Below are 17966 nucleotides of genomic sequence, written 5' to 3'. Positions count from 1 at the left end.
AGCGGCGATTAGAGGGCGGGGGACTGGCCGGCATCGTCCTGCCCGCTGACGCGGTAGAGGTGCTCGTTGACGAATTCGCCCACACCCCAGCGGGCCAGCTCGCGGCCGTAGCCGGAGCGGTTGATGCCGCCGAAGGGCAGGCCCGCGGCGGTCACGGCGTGCTCGTTGACGAAGGTCATGCCGTCGTTAAGCCGGGCGGCCACGGCGCTGGCCTGCTCCAGGTCGGTCGACCACACGGAGCTGGACAGGCCGTAGTCGGAGTCGTTGGCGATCGCGATGGCCTCTTCGATGTCGCGGGCCTTGTAGATGACGGCCACCGGGCCGAAGATCTCGTTGCAGCCGATGTCGGCGTGGCGGTCGACGTCGGTCAGCAGGGTCGGCTCCATGTAGGCGCCGTCGCGGTCGACCTTGCCACCGCCCACGCGGATGGTGGCGGTGCCGTCGGCGGCGGCCTTGTCCAGCCGCTCGACGATCTCGTCGCGGGCGCCGATGGAGCTCAGCGGCCCGATGTCGGCGTTTTCGTCGTCGTAAGGCCCGACGGTCATGGCGCCGATCTTCTCGGTCAGGTACTCGACGGCGTGGTCGTAGAAGTCCTCCAGCACGATTAGCCGCTTCGGCGCGTTGCAGGCCTGGCCGGTGTTGTACATGCGGATGAGGGCGAACTGGTCGAGGACCCAGTCGAGGTTGGCATCGTCAAGCACGAGGAACGGGTCGTTGCCGCCGAGCTCGAGGACGGACTTCTTGTAGTTCTCGCCGGCGGTCTTGGCCACGGCGGCGCCGGCGGCCTCGGAACCGGTCAGAGACACGCCCTTGATGCGGTCATCGGCGACAAACGCGTCCATCTGGGAGCCGGAGGCATAGACGTTCAGGTAGACGTCCTGCGGCAGGCCGGCCTCCTCGAGCAGGTCCTGGCAGGCCTGGGAGGACAGCGGGCAGATGGAGGCGTGCTTGAGCACGATGGTGTTGCCCAGCAGCAGGTTCGGCGCGGCGAAGCGCGCGACCTGGTAGTAGGGGAAGTTCCACGGCATGATGCCCAGCAGCGGGCCGAGCGGCTCCTTGCGCACGAAGGTGTGGTGCGCGCCCTGGGCCGGCAGGTGCTCGTCGGCCAGCAGCTCGTGGGCGTGCTCGGCGTACCAGCGGTAGATATCCGCCACGATCTGGATTTCGGCCTTGGCCCAGCGGGTCAGTTTGCCCATCTCGCGGCCGATGTGCTCGGCCAGCTTATCGATGCGCTCTTCGTACAGGTCCGCAGTCCGCGCCAGGATGGCGGCGCGCTCGTCGATGCTGGTCGTGCGCCACTCGTTAAAAGCGGCGGTGGAGCGGTCGAGGATGTCGTCGCGGGCGGCATCGTCGAGGCGGGGGAATTCTTCTTCGGAACGTCCGGTGTTCGGGTTCTCTAATGCAAAAGTGCTCATATGGCCCTGTATAGCGCGGGCCGCAGGCTTCTTCAAGGGGGACTAGGATGGGATCATGGATGCGATTAATCACCCTCCCGTCAACGGCGAGGACAAGCCGGTGGTGCCCGTCTTCTTCGTTTCGGACTCGACGGGTATCACCTCGGAGGCCATGGGTAACGCGCTGCTCGTGCAGTTCCCGCACCTGACGTTTACGCGCACCACGGTGCCGTTTCTGGGCAGCCTGGAGGCCGCGCGCGAGCTGGTGGCCCGGCTGGATAGGCAGGTCGCCGCCGGGCGCACGCCGCTGGTGTTTTCGACCGCGGTCGACGACGAGATCCGCGACTGCATCTTGAGCTCGAAGGCCACGGTCATCGACCTGCTGAGCGCCTACCTGGGCAGCGTCGAGCGGGCGCTGGGCACGACCAGCGTACGGCGGGCCAAGCAGCTGCACACCCTGGCCGACAGCCAGCGCTACAACAGCCGTATGCAGGCCATCGAGTTCGCCATCGAGCACGACGACGGGCAGTCCCTGCGCGCGCTGGAGCAGGCCGACATCATCCTGCTGGCGCCGTCGCGCTGCGGCAAGACGCCGACGTCGATGTACCTGGCGCTGCAGCACGGCCTGTTCGCGGCGAACTACCCCCTGGTGGACGAGGACTTCGATTCGACCACCCTGCCGCGGCCGGTGCGCAAGTACCAGGACCGGCTCTTCGGGATCGTCACCAGCACGGAGCGCCTGTGCCAGGTGCGCAACGAGCGCCGGCCGAATTCGCGCTACGCCTCCCGCCAGCAGGTCAGCTTCGAGCTGCGCGGCGCGAAGGCGATGATGAAGGCTAATGGGATTCCTTACGTGGATTCTTCGACAAAGTCTGTTGAAGAGATGTCCGCGATGATTCTGCAGCACCTATCCATAACGAGCGGTCGCTAGTGTGATTTTTTGCCCACGCGATTTTCGCCCGCGCGGGCCCACCCGGCGACTACAATGCTTGCCATCACTTACCCCGTTTAATACTAAGGATGCCTGAATATGAGCGATAATATTCGCTGGTTCTCCGAACTCGGAATGAACGACGTCGAGCAGGTAGGCGGCAAGAACGCCTCCCTGGGAGAGATGGTCTCCAACCTCGCCCGCCTCAACGTCAACGTCCCCGACGGCTTTGCCACCACGGCGGACGCCTACCGCGCTTTCCTGACGGAAACGCACCTGGACGAGCGGATCTCGAAGCTGCTCGAGGGCCTGGACACGGAGGACACGCGCCAGCTGGAGGCCGCCGGCAAGGCGATCCGCGCGGAGATTCTGGACACCCCGCTGCCGGAGGGCATCGAGAGCGATATCCGCGCTGCCTACGACAAGCTGGCCGCCGAGTCCGGTGACAAGGCCAGCTTTGCGGTGCGCTCCTCGGCCACGGCGGAGGACCTGCCGGAGGCCAGCTTCGCGGGCCAGCAGGAGACCTTCCTGAACATCCAGGGCATCGACGCGGTCCTGGTGGCCATCCGCGAGGTTTTCGCCAGCCTCTACAACGACCGCGCGATTGCCTACCGCGTCCACCACGGCTTCGACCACGACGCGGTAGCACTCAGCGCGGGCGTGCAGAAGATGGTGCGCTCGGACATCGGTAGCTCCGGCGTCATGTTCACCATGGACACCGAGTCCGGCTTCGACCAGGTCGTCTTCGTCACCAGCGCCTACGGCCTGGGCGAGGGCGTGGTTCAGGGCGCGGTCAACCCGGACGAGTTCTACGCCTACAAGCCGGCCCTGCGCGACGGCAAGCGTGCCGTCATTTCCCGCTCGCTGGGCGCGAAGGCGACCAAGATGGTCTACACCGACGACGCCAGCGTCGGGCGCACCACCGAGTTCGTCGACGCCCCCGAGGCCGACCGCGCGCGCTTTTCCCTGCAAGACGAGCAGGTGGAGGAGCTGGCCCGTCAGGCGCTTATCATCGAGGACCACTACGGCCGCCCGATGGACATCGAGTGGGGCCTGGACGGTGAGGACGGCCAGCTCTACATCCTGCAGGCCCGCCCGGAGACCGTGCAGTCCCGCCGCGGCTCCGTGCTGCAGAGCTTCAGCCTGGACAAGCGCGGCACCGTCGTGGCGGAGGGCCGCGCCATCGGCCAGAAGATCGGCGCCGGCAAGGTGCGCGTCTTCGACTCGCTGGAGCAGATGCACGGCTTCAACCCGGGCGAGGTCCTGGTCGCGGACATGACGGACCCGGACTGGGAGCCGATCATGAAGCGCGCCTCGGCGATTGTCACCAACCGCGGCGGTCGCACCTGCCACGCGGCGATCATCGCCCGCGAGCTGGGTATCCCGGCCGTCGTCGGCACCGGCGATGCCACCGAGGTCCTGGCCGAGGGCAGCGAGGTCACCGTCTCCTGCGCGGAGGGCGATACCGGCTACGTCTACGACGGCTCCCTGGACTTCGAGGTCACCGAGACCGACGTCGACCAGGTCCCGGAGATCGGCCCGAAGATCATGATGAACGTCGGCACGCCGGAGCAGGCCTTCGCCTTCTCCCGCCTGCCCAACGACGGCGTGGGCCTGGCGCGCTTGGAGTTCATCGTCAACCGGCAGATCGGCATCCACCCGCGCGCGCTGCTGGACTACCCCAACCTGGACGAGGAACTGAAGTCCGAGGTGGAGCTTCTGACCGGCGCATATGATTCGCCGCGCGACTTCTTCGTCCAGCGCGTGGCCGAGGGCGTGGCCACCATCGCGGCGGCGTTCGCCCCGAACCCGGTCATCCTGCGCATGTCCGACTTCAAGTCCAACGAGTACGCCAACCTGCTGGGCGGCAACCTCTACGAGCCGCACGAGGAAAACCCGATGCTGGGTTACCGCGGCGCCTCCCGGTACGTCTCCGAGGAGTTCGCGGAGTGCTTCGCCATGGAGTGTGAGGCGATGAAGATCGTGCGCGAGGAGATGGGCCTGGAAAACGTCAAGATCATGATCCCGTTCGTGCGCACGCCGGATGAGGCGCGCCGGGTGACCGAGGCCCTGGCCGCCAACGGCCTGCGCCGCGGCGAGAACGGCCTGGAGCTCATCATGATGTGTGAGGTCCCGTCCAACGCGCTTATCCCGGAGCAGTTCCTGGAGTACTTCGACGGCTTCTCCATCGGCTCGAACGACCTGACCCAGCTCACGCTGGGTCTGGACCGCGACTCGGGCGTGGTCTCCCACGATTTCGACGAGCGCAACCCGGCGGTCAAGGTGCTGCTGGGCCGGGCCATCGAGGCCTGCCGGAAGCAGGGCAAGTACGTCGGCATCTGCGGCCAAGGCCCCAGCGACCACCCGGACCTGGCGGACTGGCTGGTCGAGCAGGGGATTAGCTCGCTGTCGCTGAACCCGGACACCGTGGTCGATACCTGGCTGCGCCTGGCGGACAAGAAGTAGCCGGCACGCGGCATCGTGAGCGCCGTCGTTTCCACAGAGAAGCGGCGGCGCTTTCGCGATCCCACCCCGCGCTAAACACTTGGTTCAGGCCCATCATTTGCAATTGCCCAGCGATCTGCTAAGGTTAACGGCAGGTTAACTTTGAGGGAACAAAAGGTTCACTCGAGTGGTTGAAGACAATGAAACTTCGCCGTAATAACAAGAAATCAGGTGAATAGCGATGATGAATAACAACCGAGTTTTTGACACCCTGCGCGAGGATCTGCACGCGGCTTTCGGGCATGCGCACAGCGCCGAGGCGATTGATGCCAAGCTGGACGAGGTCATCGCCAAGCACTCCGCACGCGCGGTCTTGGAAGAGTTCGTCCCAGTCCTGGTGGAGCGGGAAGTGATGGAATACTTCGGCGAGCACCGCATTCACGTGCGCTTTGCCGCCGGTACCGACCACGCCCTGGCGGAGGCCGCCGTGGAGCTGACCAAGAAGCACGCCGGCGACGCCCTGCTGGTGGATGCGGCCGTGTCCCACCCGGAAAACGAGGACGCCAGCCACATGAGCCACGTCTTGGCCGAGCGGGGCCTCACCGAGGGCCAGCCGCGCCACTTCGACGATGCCCGGACGGTCACCATGCCGGACTTCATCGTCTACCTGGGCCGCGACGTTCACCGCGACGAGGCGGGCAAGGACGTCAAGATCTGGGACATCCTGCCGGCCGAAACGGTCGAGCAGACCCGTGAGCTGGCCGACGACCTGGAAGCCCGCGTGCTCTACATGCTGGGCAAGCTGGGCATCGACCTGGTGGACGAAAAGGTTGCCGTCGAGGCCTAAGGTGCACCCGAAACCGATCAAAACCCTGCTCCATCCCGGTTATCCCGGGGTGGCGGCGGGGTTTTTGTGTGCCTGCCGCATCCGGGCGGGCGGCTGTGAATTCGGACCCATGACCGTGTGTGAGAACGTGCTGGGCGCCTGGGGGCACTACCCTTACTCGCTAGAAGAGTGTAAAAAACGTTTGGAGAAAAAGAAGCCATCGTGACTTACCCCCAGGAATATGAAGCAGTGCAACGCGTCTTGCTGCCCAAGCGCGGCGAGCCGAACGACGTGCGCATGCTCTACCTCATTGAGTCTCCGCAGAACCGCCAGCGCCTGAGCTGGCACGACCGCACCACCCTGACCATCCCGGCCGGCGAAGAGGTCTCCTTCGAGACCTACTTCAACGCCTTCCCGGCGTCCTACTGGCGCCGCTGGTCGCAGCTGGACTCCATCGTGCTGTCGCTGCACGTGAACGGCCAGGCGAACGTCTCGGTGTACCGCTCCAAGGAAAACGGGCAGCGCATCGGCGTGGCCAACCACCTGGTCGAGGACGGCGAGCACCACTTCGAGCTGCCGCTGAAGAACTTCGAGGACGGCGGCTGGCTGTGGTTCGACGTCACCGCCGAGACCGAAACCGAGCTCTCCCAGGTCGCCTGGTGCGCCCCGCACGCCCCGGGCGAGCAGGTGCTGCCCGACGGCACCACCCAGCCGGCCGCGGACAAGCGCGTGGCCGTCGGCATCCCGACCTTCAACCGCCCGACCGACGCGGTGGCAGCGCTGCAGGCGCTGGCGGAGGACCCGGTCGTCGACGGCATCATCGACTACGTGCTCATGCCGGACCAGGGCAACCAGCACCCGGCGGATGAGCCGGGCTACGACGCCGCCGTCGCCCACTTCGGCGAGCGCTTCCGCGAGTTCCGCCAGGGCAACCTGGGCGGCTCCGGCGGGTATTCCCGCATCATGTTCGAGGCCATCGAGAACACCGACTCGCCGTTCATCCTCTACATGGACGACGACATCGCCATCGAGCCGGACTCCATCCTGCGCGCGGTGCAGGCGGCCCGCTACGCCGCCCGCCCCATCATCGTCGGCGGCCAGATGCTCAACCTGCAGGAGCGCAGCCAGCTGCGCACCACCGGCGAGCAGGTCAACAAGTCCGACTTCATGTGGGGCCCGGCCCCGCACGCGGTCTACGACCACGACTTCGCCAAGTACCCGCTGTCAGCTATTGGCGATGCCCAGTCGCACAAGGACCCCAACAAATACGACTCGCGTGCCCTGCACCGCCGCGTCGACGTCGAATACAACGGCTGGTGGATGTGCCTGTTCCCGCGCGTGGTGGCCGAAAAGATGGGCCAGCCGCTGCCGCTGTTTATCAAGTGGGACGACACCGAGTACTCCCTGCGCGCCGGGCGCGCCGGCTTCCCGACCGTGACCTGGCCGGGCGCGGCAATCTGGCACATGGCCTGGGCGGACAAGGACGACGCCATCGACTGGCAGGCCTATTTCCACCTGCGCAACCGACTGATCGTGGCCGCCATCTACCACGACGGCGACCCGCGCGGGATCACCCGCTCCATCTTCAAGTCCACGCTCAAGCACACCATGTGCATGGAGTACTCCACCATGGCCATCCAGCTGGAGGCCATGCGGGACTTTTTGGCCGGCCCGGACCAGCTCTTCGACATCCTGGAGTCCTCCCTGCCGCGGATCAACAAGATCCGCTCGCAGTACTCCGACGCGCAGATCCTGCCCTCGGCGGCGGAGCTGCCGGCCCCGACGGGCGCGCCGGGCGTGCCGACCCGCAACATCGGCGGCCGCCTGGGCAAGATCAAGAAGCTGCCCTGGCTGTTTAAGAGCATCAAGCACCTGGCCAGCAAGGAAGACCCGGCCCACCACGCGGCCCCGCAGCTGAACCTGACGCCGGAGGAGGCGCGCTGGTTCACGCTCTCGCGCCTGGACTCGGCGACGGTCTCGACCGCCGGCGGCACCGGCGTGGCCTTCCGCAAGCGCGACCGCGAGCTGGCCCAGGATCTGGTGGGGCAGACCCGCGAGCTGCTCAAGGAGATTGAAAACAACTTCGACGAGCTGCGCGCCACCTACCGCGCCGCCCTGCCGACGCTGACCAGCCGCGAATCCTGGAGGAAGATCTTTGAGTAGCATTTCTCAGCTCAACGATGCCGAGTCGCACGTCCTCAAGGCCATCCAGGACGTCGCCTTCGACGTGCCCTGCGTTTTGCCGACCGCGCGGGGCCTGAGCCACTTCGGTGAGCACGCGCTCGGCTGGATGGCGCTGTCGGCGCTGGCGGCGGGCATCGATAAGCCCCGGCGCCGCCAGTGGGCCGGGGTGGGCGTGGCGGCCTTTGGCGCGCACGCGGCATCGGTAGTCATTAAGCGCGTGGTGCGCCGGCGCCGCCCGGACTACAGCTACGTGCGGGTCGGGGTGAAAACGCCCTCGCGCCTGTCCTTCCCGTCCTCGCACTCGACGTCGACGACGGCCTTCCTCGTGGCGGCCGCCCGCGTGACCGGTAACCGCAGCTTCTGGCTGGGCGTGCCGGTGATGATGGCGTCGCGTATGGTGCTGGGGGTGCATTATCCCTCTGATACTGCCGTGGGCGCCCTGTTGGGCGCCACCACGGCGCAGGTTGTAAGCCGGCTGGAAAGGAAAACCGCATGAGCGCCCATCCGCACGATGACGGCAACCAGAGCTTCTTTCACTCGGAGCCTCACACCTCCGGCGTAGACACGGGTCGGAAGCGCAAGCCGCCGAAGAACCTCGCCGACGGCATGGTCAAGGCCCTGCGCCCCAAGCAGTGGGTCAAGAACGTGCTCGTGCTGGCCGCCCCGGCCGCCGCGGGCGCGGACGCGCTGTTCCACGGCCGCGTGCTGCTGGACGTCCTGCTGGCCTTCGTGGTCTTTTGCATGGGCGCGTCGTCCATCTACCTCATCAACGACGCCCGCGACGTCGAGGCCGACCGCGCGCACCCGACCAAGCGCTTCCGGCCCATTGCCGCCGGCGTGCTGCCGGTGCAGCTGGCCTACGTCATGGCGGCGGTGCTCATCGTCGGCGCCATTGGCCTGTCGCTGCTGGCCACCGCGGGCGTGGAGCTGGCGCTGGTCATCGCGGTCTATATCGCGCTGCAGCTGGGCTACTGCTTCGGCTGGAAGCACATGCCGGTGATCGACATCGCGCTGGTCTCCTCCGGCTTCATGCTGCGTACCATGGCCGGCGGTGTGGCCGCGGGCATCGAGCTGTCCCAGTGGTTCCTGCTGGTCGCCGCGTTCGGCTCCCTGTTCATGGCCTCCGGCAAGCGCTACTCGGAGATCCTGCTGGCGGAGAGCACCGGGGCGAAGATCCGCAAGTCGCTGGAAGGCTATACACCTACCTACCTGCGTTTCGTGTGGACCCTGGCGGCCACCGCCGTTGTGATGTCCTACACGCTGTGGGGCTTCGAGCTGTCCAGCCAGGCCGAGGGCGTGGCCGGCATCTGGTACCAGGTTTCGATGGTGCCGTTTACCATCGCTATCCTGCGTTACGCTGCGGACGTCGACCGCGGCCACGGCGGGGCGCCGGACGAGATCGCGCTGGAGGACCGCGTCCTGCAGATTCTGGCGCTGCTGTGGCTGGCTTGTATTGCCATGGCGGTCTACGTTTTCCCGATGATCTAATTCGGGGGACAACTGGTAACCTGCTCTGTTATGCAAAAAATCGGTAGTCCCCGCGCGGCCCACCTCTCGGTGGTTGCCAGCAGTGTAGCTATCGGGGCGATTACCTTCTTCGCGGCGTGGCAGCGCCGGTGGATGGCCGACGACGGCCTCATCGTGCTGCGCACCGTCCGCAACCTCTTGGCCGGCAACGGCCCGGTCTTCAACGCGGGGGAGCGGGTGGAGGCCAACACCTCCACCCTGTGGCAGTACCTGATTTACCTGGGCCGTCTGGTCACCGGCGCCCAGCTGGAAGCCATCGCAATGTGGCTGGCCATCGCGCTGTCCGTGGCCGCCCTGGTGGTCGGCACGTGGGCCACCGCCCAGGTACATAACACCGGCGGCCGGCACGCCACGCGCGCGGTGGTCCTGCCCGCCGGCGCGCTGGTCTACCTGGCGTTGCCGCCGGCCCGGGACTTTTTCACCTCCGGCCTGGAGTGGGGCCTGTCCATCTTCTACCTGGCGGTCTTGTGGTGGCTGCTGACCCGCTGGGTGCGCGGGGCGAACCCCTACCTGGTGGCCTTCTGGGCCGGCCTGTCCTGGCTGGTGCGCCCGGAGCTGGCGCTCTACGGCGGGCTGACCGGCATCGTCCTGCTGGTGGCCCACCGCCGCCCGGCGCACTGGGCGGGCATCCTGGGCGCGGCGCTGCCGCTGCCGCTGGCCTACCAGGTTTTCCGCATGGGCTACTACGGCCTGCTGACCCCGCACACGGCCGTGGCCAAGTCGGCTGCCGATTCCGCCTGGGGCGCCGGCTTCAACTACCTCGGCGACTTCGTCGGCCCCTACTGGCTCTGGCTGCCCCTGCTGGTGCTGGCGGCGCTGGCGGTCTACCAGTTCCGCGGCGACGCGCACTTTTCCGCGGTGCGCAGCCAGCCCGTCGTCGTTGTGCTCCTGGTTATCTGCGCGCTGATCCACCTGCTCTACGTGCTGCGGGTGGGCGGCGACTTCATGCACGGGCGCATGCTCCTGCTGCCGCTTTTCGCGCTGCTGCTGCCGGTCTTCGTGCTGCCGGTGCGGGATTACTGGGTCGCCGCCGGCGTGGCCGGGATTGCGGTCTGGGCCGCGGTGGCGGCCTGGCGTGGGCACCCGGTGGATTGGAAAGTCTACGAGGGCGAGATCTCCATCGTCGACGAGCGCGACTACTGGACCTACGCCACCAAGCGGGAACCCGGAAACCCGCCGAAGGACGCGGAGGACTTTAAGAAGATGCGCCTGCTGCGCGGCTTCGATGACGCGATCGACGGGCTGGAGCGCGGCGACGCGCTGGCCATCCGCTACCTCGACGGCGACTCCATCGAAGACAACGCCTGGACGACCGCGGGGCGCGATGACAGTCGCAACGACCCGCCGACGCTGTACCTCATCAATATGGGCATGTCCTCGATGCATTCGCCGCTGAACGTGCGCGTGCTGGACAACATCGGGCTGGCCACGCCGCTGGCGGCGCGGCAGCCGCGGATCGAGGACGGGCGAATCGGCCACGACAAGTCCCTGCCGCTTACCTGGCAGGCCGCGGACTCCGCCGTGGACATCGAGGAGCTGCCGGCGTGGTACGACAAGGACGAGGTGGCTGAGAACCGCCGGGCCCTTGAGCACCCGGATTTCCAGAAGCTTTTCGCGACCTACCGCGACCCGCTGGACACGGGGCGGTTCTTCGAAAACATCAAATTCTCGCTGACCGACGGGCGGACGCTACAGTTTACAGACAACGCTCAGGACTACCTCAAGTAGTCCCCAGGCAGCTGCCGGAATGAGACAAATTGACAGCAATCGTCTAGAATCTCAGGCACTGTTATAAATTCGTGATTGTTAACGCAACTTCGCTTGCGTTCGATACGTACTGAAGGAACCCTTCGGTAAAAACTGAAACAAAAAAGTACACAAGCAAGGAGAGACATGACACTGACGTCTTTCGCCTCCCGCGCGTCCCGCCGGGTCACCGCAGTGGTCGCGGCCATCCTCATGGTCGTCACCATGCTCGCCGTGGCTGGCCCGCAGCGGGCCGAAGCCGCCCCGCGTGACTACCTGCGTGCCGACGCCACCGGCCACTGCGACTGGGACCGTGTGGGCTGGTGGGTCCAGCGCTGCGACGTGTGGTCCCAGTCCATGGGCCGCAACATCCCGGTCCAGATCCAGCCGGCCAAGCGCGGCGGCAACGCCGGCCTCTACCTGCTGGACGGCCTGCGCGCGACCGACCGCACCAACGCCTGGGTCAACGACGTGAACGCCGCGGCCACCTACGAGCCGCACAACATCACCTTGGTCATGCCGGTCGGCGGCGAGTCCTCCTTCTACGCGGACTGGGAAGGCCCGGCCACCTACGACCTGACCAACCCGGTCAACTACAAGTGGGAGACCTTCCTGACCCAGGAGCTGCCGGGCTACCTGGAGCGCAACTTCGGCGTTGCCCGCAACAACAACTCCATCGCGGGCCTGTCCATGGGCGCTACCTCGGCCATGGTCCTGGCCAGCAAGCACCCGAACCAGTTCCGTCAGGCCATGTCCTTCTCCGGCTACCTGACCACCACGCTGCCGGGCGCCCAGACCTTCATGCGCCTGGCCATGCTGGACGCCGGCGGGTTTAACATCAACGCCATGTACGGCACCCTGATCAGCCCGCGCCGCTTCGCGAACGACCCGTTCCACCTGACCTCCGGCCTGCGCGGCAAGGACGTCTACGTCTCCGCGGCCTCCGGTATCCCGGGCCCGGGCGATGAGAAGTACCTGCCGCAGCACCAGGCATCGGGTGCGGCCCTGGAGGCCTTCGCGATGGTCTCGACCCGCCTGTACGAGCTCAAGGCCCGCGCCGACGGCGTCAACCTGACCACGGACTACCCGAACGTCGGCCTGCACAACTGGAACCAGTTCGGCCGCCAGCTGGACAAGACCAAGCCGCGCGTCCTCAACGTGATGAACGCTTGGTAAGCCGGTCCTAGACCCGCACCAGAACTAAACCAAAATCCCCGCGCTAGCCCTAGCGCGGGGATTTTTCTATTTCCGGATAAGAATGTGACTTCGGGCGTGTCGGCTAGGAAAAGTCTCAAGTTGAACTTAAACTTGAGCGCACAACAACCCAGATACGTGCTCCGGAGGAGGGGAACCTTCGGATTGCGTGAGTTTCCGGGTGCGCTAGCCGTGTTTTCGGCGGGCGCTGCCTCGTTGGCTCTTTTGGCTGGGACTCCATCGCTGTCTGTCTACTAGTCGAACGTCAAGGATACCTCCATGCGCACATCCGCTCCGAAGCCCTCCCCGCGCCAGGCGCGCAACACGTACCAGACTCGTACCCGCCGCGGGCTAGCCGCCGCGGCCCTGCCCACGGCGCTGGCCGTCGGCATCGCCCTGCTGCCTAACGCCACCGCCCAGCAGGGCCTGGGGGACCTCAGCTCCTCCTCGTCCGGGTCGAGCCTGTCGGATTCCTTCGCGCCGTCGGCCCCGCCGGAGCGCACCCCGATTGACACCACCTACCCGGACGTCGAAGGCCTGCCGGAGGGCGTGGACATCGAGCGCGTGGAATACCTGACCAACCGCCACCTGATGGTCTACATCAAGTCCGCGGCCATGCCGGACAAGCTGCAGAAGGTCCAGATCCAGCTGGCGCGTGACTGGTACTCCAACCCGGAGGCCACCTTCCCGGAGGTCTGGGCCCTGGACGGCCTGCGCGCCCGCGACGACGAGTCCGGCTGGACCATCGAGACCAACATCCTGAACCAGTACGCCGACCGCAACGTCAACCTGATCATGCCGGTGGGCGGCGAGTCCTCCTTCTACGCTGACTGGCAGCGCCCGGACAACGGCACCCACTACCAGTGGGAGACCTTCCTGACCCAGGAACTGGTGCCGATCCTGGACAACGAGTACCGCTCCAACCACAAGCGCGCCGTGACGGGTATCTCCATGGGCGGTACCGCCGCGGTCAACCTGGCCGAGCGCAACCCGCACCTGTTCGACTTCGTGGGCTCCTTCTCCGGCTACCTGGACACCACCAGCAGCGGCATGCCGGCCGCAATCCGCGCCGCGCAGATGGACGCCGGCGGGTACAACTCGGACGCCATGTGGGGCCCGCCGGGCTCCCAGGACTGGATCGACCACGACCCGAAGCTGGGCATCGAAAACCTGAAGGACATGAAGGTCTACATCTCCGCCGGCTCCGGCAAGGACGACTTCGGCAACCCCGAGTCCGTCGCCAAGGGCCCGGCCAACATGGCCGGCATCGGCCTGGAGGCCATCTCGCGCATGTCCGGCGAGACCTTCATGAGCTACGCCAAGCGCGCCGGCGTGGAGCCGGAGGCGCACTTCCGCCCGTCCGGCGTCCACAGCTGGGAATACTGGCAGTTTGAGATGCAGCAGGCCTGGCCGTCCATCGCGGACGCCCTGGCTATCCCCAAGGAAGACCGCGGGGCGGACTGCCAGGCCATCGGCGCCATCGGCGCGGCCACCAAGTCCGGCACCATCGGCGAGTGCGTGAACAACGAATACGACGCCGGCGACAACGGCAAGGCACAGGACTTCAGCGCGGGCACCGCGTACTGGTCCCCGGAGACTGGTGCCAAGGCCCTGGTCGGTCGCATCAACGCCCGCTACAGCGAGATGGGTGGCCCGGGCTCCTGGCTGGGCTTCCCGCTGACCAACGAGGAAAAGACCCCGGACCAGCGCGGCCGCTTCGTCCACTTTGAGAACGGTTCCATCTACTGGACCGCCCAGACCGGCGCCTATGCCATCCCGAAGGACATGGTCGAGGCCTGGGGCAAGAACGGCTGGGAAGGCGGGGATCTCAAGTACCCGACCTCCGCGCCGCAGGAAGTCAACGGCGGCTTCCAGCAGAAGTTCGAGAACGGCATCCTGACCCGTAACCCGGACAACTCCCACCACATCGTCCACGGTGCCATCGGCGCCAAGTACAAGGAGATGGGTGGCGCGACCACCGGCCTGGGCTTCCCGACCAGCGACGAGATCAAGATCAAGGGCGGCGCCTTCCAGGAGTTCGAGCACGGCAACATCTACTGGTCCCCGAAGACCGGCGCGCACTTCATCATGCACGGCAAGATCTTCGAAGACTGGGGCAAGCGCGGCTACGAGCAGGGCGAGATGGGCTACCCGACCTCGGACACGGAGCAGATCCCGGCCGGCGGCCTGACCCAGAAGTTCCAGAAGGGCACCCTGAGCGAGATCTTCGGCCGCGTGCAGAAGTCCTAAACGCCAGCCGGAAGGAGTACCATCAGCGCCATGCGAAAATTGATTGCGGGTCTGGCCGTCGCGGCATCGTTGGGCCTGGCGGCCTGCGGTTCCGCCACCGTCGACAACGATAACGAGGCCGCGGCCCCGACCTCGGTGGCGCCGTTGGAGCGCGGCTCGGAGACCGAGTCGGCATCCGCCTCCGAGTCGGAGTCGGCCGAAAGCAGCTCGAAGCCTTCCGCCGCCGCGCCGGCCGGCGACCGCGCCCCGGAGGACCGCGGTGCCGAAGAGATCTCCGAAATCCCCTTCCCGGAGGCCGATGCCTCTGCGGGCGATGCCGACTTCCTCGGCGCGGTCGGCGAGCGCGATATCGACGCGGCCGGCGTGGAAACGCAGCTGGTCTCCGCCGCGCAGCGGGTCTGCGTGGAGGAAGAGCCCATCACCCTGAACGCGATTGCCGGCCAGCTCATCGAGCAGGGCCGCACGGAGCTGGATTACGAAGAGCTGACCCGGTTCCTGACGGACGAAGCGCGCTCCGTCTACTGCTAGACGAGACAGGCACAAAACATGAAAAAGACCCTTACTGCGGTGGCAGTAGTGATCCTGCTGGTGATCCTGGGCGCCTCTGCGGTGCACTATTTCAACAGCACCTCCTCGAGCAACCTGTCGGAGCCGCCGGCCACGCAGCCCGGCGAGGACGAGCCGGCCGCCCCGGAGCAGCCGGACTGGTGCCCGCGGGTCGAGGTCATCTCCGCGCCCGGTACCTGGGAATCCAAGGCGGACGACGATCCTATCAACCCGACCGCCAACCCGCGCTCGTTCATGCTCTCGATCTCCCAGCCGCTGCAGCAGGCCTACGCCCCGCAGGACGTGAAGGTGTGGACCCTGCCGTACACCGCGCAGTTTAAGAACATCAACTCCCAGGAGGAGATGTCCTACGACGACTCCCGCCAGGAGGGCACCTCCACCCTGGAGGGTGAGCTGCGCTATATGCACGAGACCTGCCCGGCGACGAAGTTCGTCATGGCCGGTTTCTCGCAGGGCGCGGTCATCCTGGGCGACGTCGCCGACCAGATCGGCGCGGGCACGGGCGCGGTCCCGGCCGAGTCGGTGGCCGGCGTGGCGCTTATCGCCGACGGCCGCCGGGAGCCCGGCGTGGGCATCAACCCGGGCGTCGAGGTTCACGGCATCGGCGCGGAGATCGCCCTGGAGCCGATCAGCAAGCTGGTCCAGCCCATCGTGCCGGGCGCGACCATGCGCGGCGCGCGCCCCAACGGCTTTGGCGAGCTGGCGGACCGCACCTTCCAGATCTGCGCGCCGGACGACTCCATCTGCGACGCGCCGCGCGATGCCGCCAACGGCCTGGATCGCGCCCGCGATCTCATCGCCGCCAACGGCGTGCACGCCCAGTACGCCTCCAACCCGCACGTGGTCGAAGGCACGACCGCCAACGACTGGGTGGTCGGCTGGGCCCGCGGAGTCATCGACGGCATCTAGAACGGCCCGCGGCAATGCCGCGGGCAACCGGCCGCCCGCGGTGTAACACGGCGGCCGCCTAGTCTGATAATTTTAGTAGCAAAATAAACCGAATCGGATTTCAAGGAGCGTTACTGACATGGATTTGCACGCCGCCATGGGCCAGTTCTTCAACGACAAGGGGGAGATCACCCTCGCGCCGCAGCTGACCCTCGCCGGGCTCGCGGAATTGCTCTACCAGGGCGATCTGCAGACCGGCGGCGGTGACCGGAAGGTCCTGCGCTTCTGGGACTACTCCGAAAGCCGGGAGGGCCAGCTGGTGACCTATTCGCGCCAGGAGGTCAACACCCGCATCAAGTCCGTGGCGGCCCGCCTGCAGCAGGTCGGCAAGCTGGGCGACCGGGTGGCCATCCTGGCCGGCAACTCCCCGGAGTACCTCTTCGGCTTCCTGGGCGGCCTGTACGCCGGCATGACGCCCATCCCGCTCTACGATCCGAACGAGCCGGGCCACGCCGACCACCTGAAGGCGGTATTCGCCGACGCCCAGCCGAAGCTGGTGCTGACCAACCGGGCATCGGCGGCCGCAGTGCGCAAGCACTTCGCCGACCTGCCCTCCCGGGAGCGCCCGCGCGTGCTCTCCGTCGACTCCCTGCCGGACAGCCTGGCGGCGTCCTACCAGAACCCGGCGTCGACCCTGGAGGGCCAGCAGCAGCTGGCGATGTCCACGGTCATGCCCCTGGACCAGCCCGCCTTCCTGCAGTACACCTCCGGCTCCACCCGCACCCCGGCCGGCGTGATCCTGACCAACCGCTCCATTCTGACCAACGTGCTGCAGATCTTCCGCGCCGCGCAGCTGAAGATGCCGCTGCGCCTGGTCACCTGGCTGCCGCTGCACCACGACATGGGCATCATCCTCACGGTCTTCGTGACCATCCTGGGCCTGCCTTTCGAGCTGATGTCCCCGCGCGATTTCATCCAGCAGCCGAAGCGCTGGGTGGGCCAGCTCAACCGCAAGCCGATCGATGACAAGCTGCAGGCCACCTACGGCGTGGTCCCGAACTTCGCGCTCGAGCTGGCCGCGCGCTACGGCGCCCCGGCCGACGGCGAGGAGCTGGACCTGTCCCACATCGACGGCCTCATCGTCGGCTCCGAGCCGGTCACCGAGTCCGCCGTGGACAGCTTCCTGAACACCTTCGAGCCCTACGGCTTCAAGCGCACCGCGCTGCGCCCGTCCTACGGCCTGGCGGAGGCCTCCCTCCTAGTGAGCACCCCGCAGACCGACGAGCGCCCGCTGATTACCCACTTCGACCGCGCCGCCCTGGCCGAGGGCCGCGCCGAGGTGGCCGAGGCTTCCGAGAACACCGTGGCCTTCGCTTCCGTCGGCCAGGTGGTGCAGCCGCAGTACCTGACCATCGTCGATCCGGAGACTCGGGCCGAGGTCGCCGACGGCGTCATCGGCGAGCTGTGGGCCCACGGCGAGAACATGGCCGCCGGCTACCTGGAGCGCGACGAGGACACCGCCGCGACCTTCCGCAACACCCTGGGCGAGCGCCTGGCGGATAGCCGCGTGGCCGGCGCCCCGGACGACGATCGCTGGATGGCCTCCGGCGACCTGGGCACCATCCTGGACGGCCACCTCTACATCACCGGCCGCCTGAAGGACCTTATCGTCGTGGCCGGCCGCAACCACTACCCGCAGGACATCGAGTCCACCGTCCAGGAGGCCAGCGAGCACGTGCGCCCGGACTCCGTGGCGGCGTTCTCCGTCGAGGGCGCGGACACCGAGCAGCTGGTGCTGCTGGTCGAGCGCGCCGATACGGCTGATCCCTCCGGCGACGCCGCCGCGGCCGAGGCCATCCGCTCGGCGGTCTCCGCCCACCACGGCCTGACCCCGGACGACATCGTCTTCAAGCAGGCCCACGAGATCAACCGGACCTCTTCGGGCAAGATCGCCCGCCGCGTGGCCAAGAAGCACTACCTGGCCCAGCGCGGCTAAAACCCGGCGGGGCTCGAA

The 17966-nt window shown here is 67.0% G+C and carries 13 protein-coding genes; 12 read left to right on the top strand and 1 reads right to left on the bottom strand.

Going from position 1 to position 17966, the window contains the following annotated elements; translation table 11 throughout:
- Window positions 1–8 precede the first annotated feature (8 nt).
- On the bottom strand, window positions 9–1415 hold the full coding sequence (locus tag VVR85_RS05845) for an NAD-dependent succinate-semialdehyde dehydrogenase (RefSeq protein WP_368520002.1): 1407 nt from the start codon (window positions 1413–1415) through the stop codon (window positions 9–11).
- Between the two features lie 55 nt (window positions 1416–1470).
- Here VVR85_RS05845 and VVR85_RS05840 point away from each other — a divergent pair, with 55 nt between their 5' ends.
- The 12 genes from VVR85_RS05840 to VVR85_RS05785 all read left to right on the top strand — a co-directional run bounded on the left by VVR85_RS05840 (window position 1471) and on the right by VVR85_RS05785 (window position 17948).
- Window positions 1471–2325, top strand: a complete 855-nt coding sequence (locus VVR85_RS05840; protein ID WP_368520001.1) for a pyruvate, water dikinase regulatory protein — start codon at window positions 1471–1473, stop codon at window positions 2323–2325.
- A 99-nt stretch (window positions 2326–2424) separates the two neighbouring features.
- The gene (gene ppsA / locus VVR85_RS05835) at window positions 2425–4791 is read left to right on the top strand and encodes a phosphoenolpyruvate synthase (RefSeq protein WP_368520000.1); all 2367 of its coding nucleotides are present in this window, start codon (window positions 2425–2427) and stop codon (window positions 4789–4791) included.
- 220 nt (window positions 4792–5011) lie between these two features.
- Entirely contained in the window at window positions 5012–5617 is a 606-nt protein-coding gene (locus VVR85_RS05830) for a three-helix bundle dimerization domain-containing protein (RefSeq protein WP_409338214.1), read from the top strand.
- A 201-nt stretch (window positions 5618–5818) separates the two neighbouring features.
- The gene (locus VVR85_RS05825) at window positions 5819–7759 is read left to right on the top strand and encodes a glycosyltransferase (protein WP_368519999.1); all 1941 of its coding nucleotides are present in this window, start codon (window positions 5819–5821) and stop codon (window positions 7757–7759) included.
- Complete coding sequence (locus tag VVR85_RS05820) at window positions 7752–8276, top strand: phosphatase PAP2 family protein (protein WP_368519998.1); 525 nt, start codon at window positions 7752–7754, stop codon at window positions 8274–8276. The genes VVR85_RS05825 and VVR85_RS05820 overlap by 8 nt, the downstream gene beginning before the upstream one ends.
- Complete coding sequence (locus VVR85_RS05815) at window positions 8273–9268, top strand: decaprenyl-phosphate phosphoribosyltransferase (RefSeq protein WP_296203425.1); 996 nt, start codon at window positions 8273–8275, stop codon at window positions 9266–9268. The genes VVR85_RS05820 and VVR85_RS05815 overlap by 4 nt, the downstream gene beginning before the upstream one ends.
- Window positions 9269–9298: 30 nt before the next feature.
- Window positions 9299–11035: a flagellar motor control protein ZomB gene (gene zomB / locus VVR85_RS05810; protein WP_368519997.1), complete on the top strand. Its 1737-nt coding sequence runs from the start codon at window positions 9299–9301 to the stop codon at window positions 11033–11035.
- A gap of 165 nt (window positions 11036–11200) precedes the next feature.
- Window positions 11201–12229, top strand: a complete 1029-nt coding sequence (locus tag VVR85_RS05805) for an alpha/beta hydrolase (RefSeq protein WP_368519996.1) — start codon at window positions 11201–11203, stop codon at window positions 12227–12229.
- Window positions 12230–12526: 297 nt separating this feature from the next.
- Window positions 12527–14497, top strand: coding sequence for an alpha/beta hydrolase-fold protein (locus VVR85_RS05800; RefSeq protein ID WP_368519995.1), 1971 nt, complete (start codon window positions 12527–12529; stop codon window positions 14495–14497).
- 30 nt (window positions 14498–14527) lie between these two features.
- Complete coding sequence (locus tag VVR85_RS05795; protein ID WP_368519994.1) at window positions 14528–15025, top strand: hypothetical protein; 498 nt, start codon at window positions 14528–14530, stop codon at window positions 15023–15025.
- 18 nt (window positions 15026–15043) lie between these two features.
- The gene (locus tag VVR85_RS05790) at window positions 15044–15973 is read left to right on the top strand and encodes a cutinase family protein (protein ID WP_368519993.1); all 930 of its coding nucleotides are present in this window, start codon (window positions 15044–15046) and stop codon (window positions 15971–15973) included.
- A 118-nt stretch (window positions 15974–16091) separates the two neighbouring features.
- Window positions 16092–17948: a FadD32-like long-chain-fatty-acid--AMP ligase gene (locus VVR85_RS05785; RefSeq protein ID WP_368519992.1), complete on the top strand. Its 1857-nt coding sequence runs from the start codon at window positions 16092–16094 to the stop codon at window positions 17946–17948.
- The last annotated feature ends 18 nt before the right edge of the window (window positions 17949–17966 follow it).

The organism is Corynebacterium sp. LK2590, from assembly GCF_040946105.1.
Classification (GTDB): domain Bacteria; phylum Actinomycetota; class Actinomycetes; order Mycobacteriales; family Mycobacteriaceae; genus Corynebacterium.
Note: the sequence above shows the minus strand (reverse complement) of the source record. Positions and strands in the feature narration are given on the sequence as shown.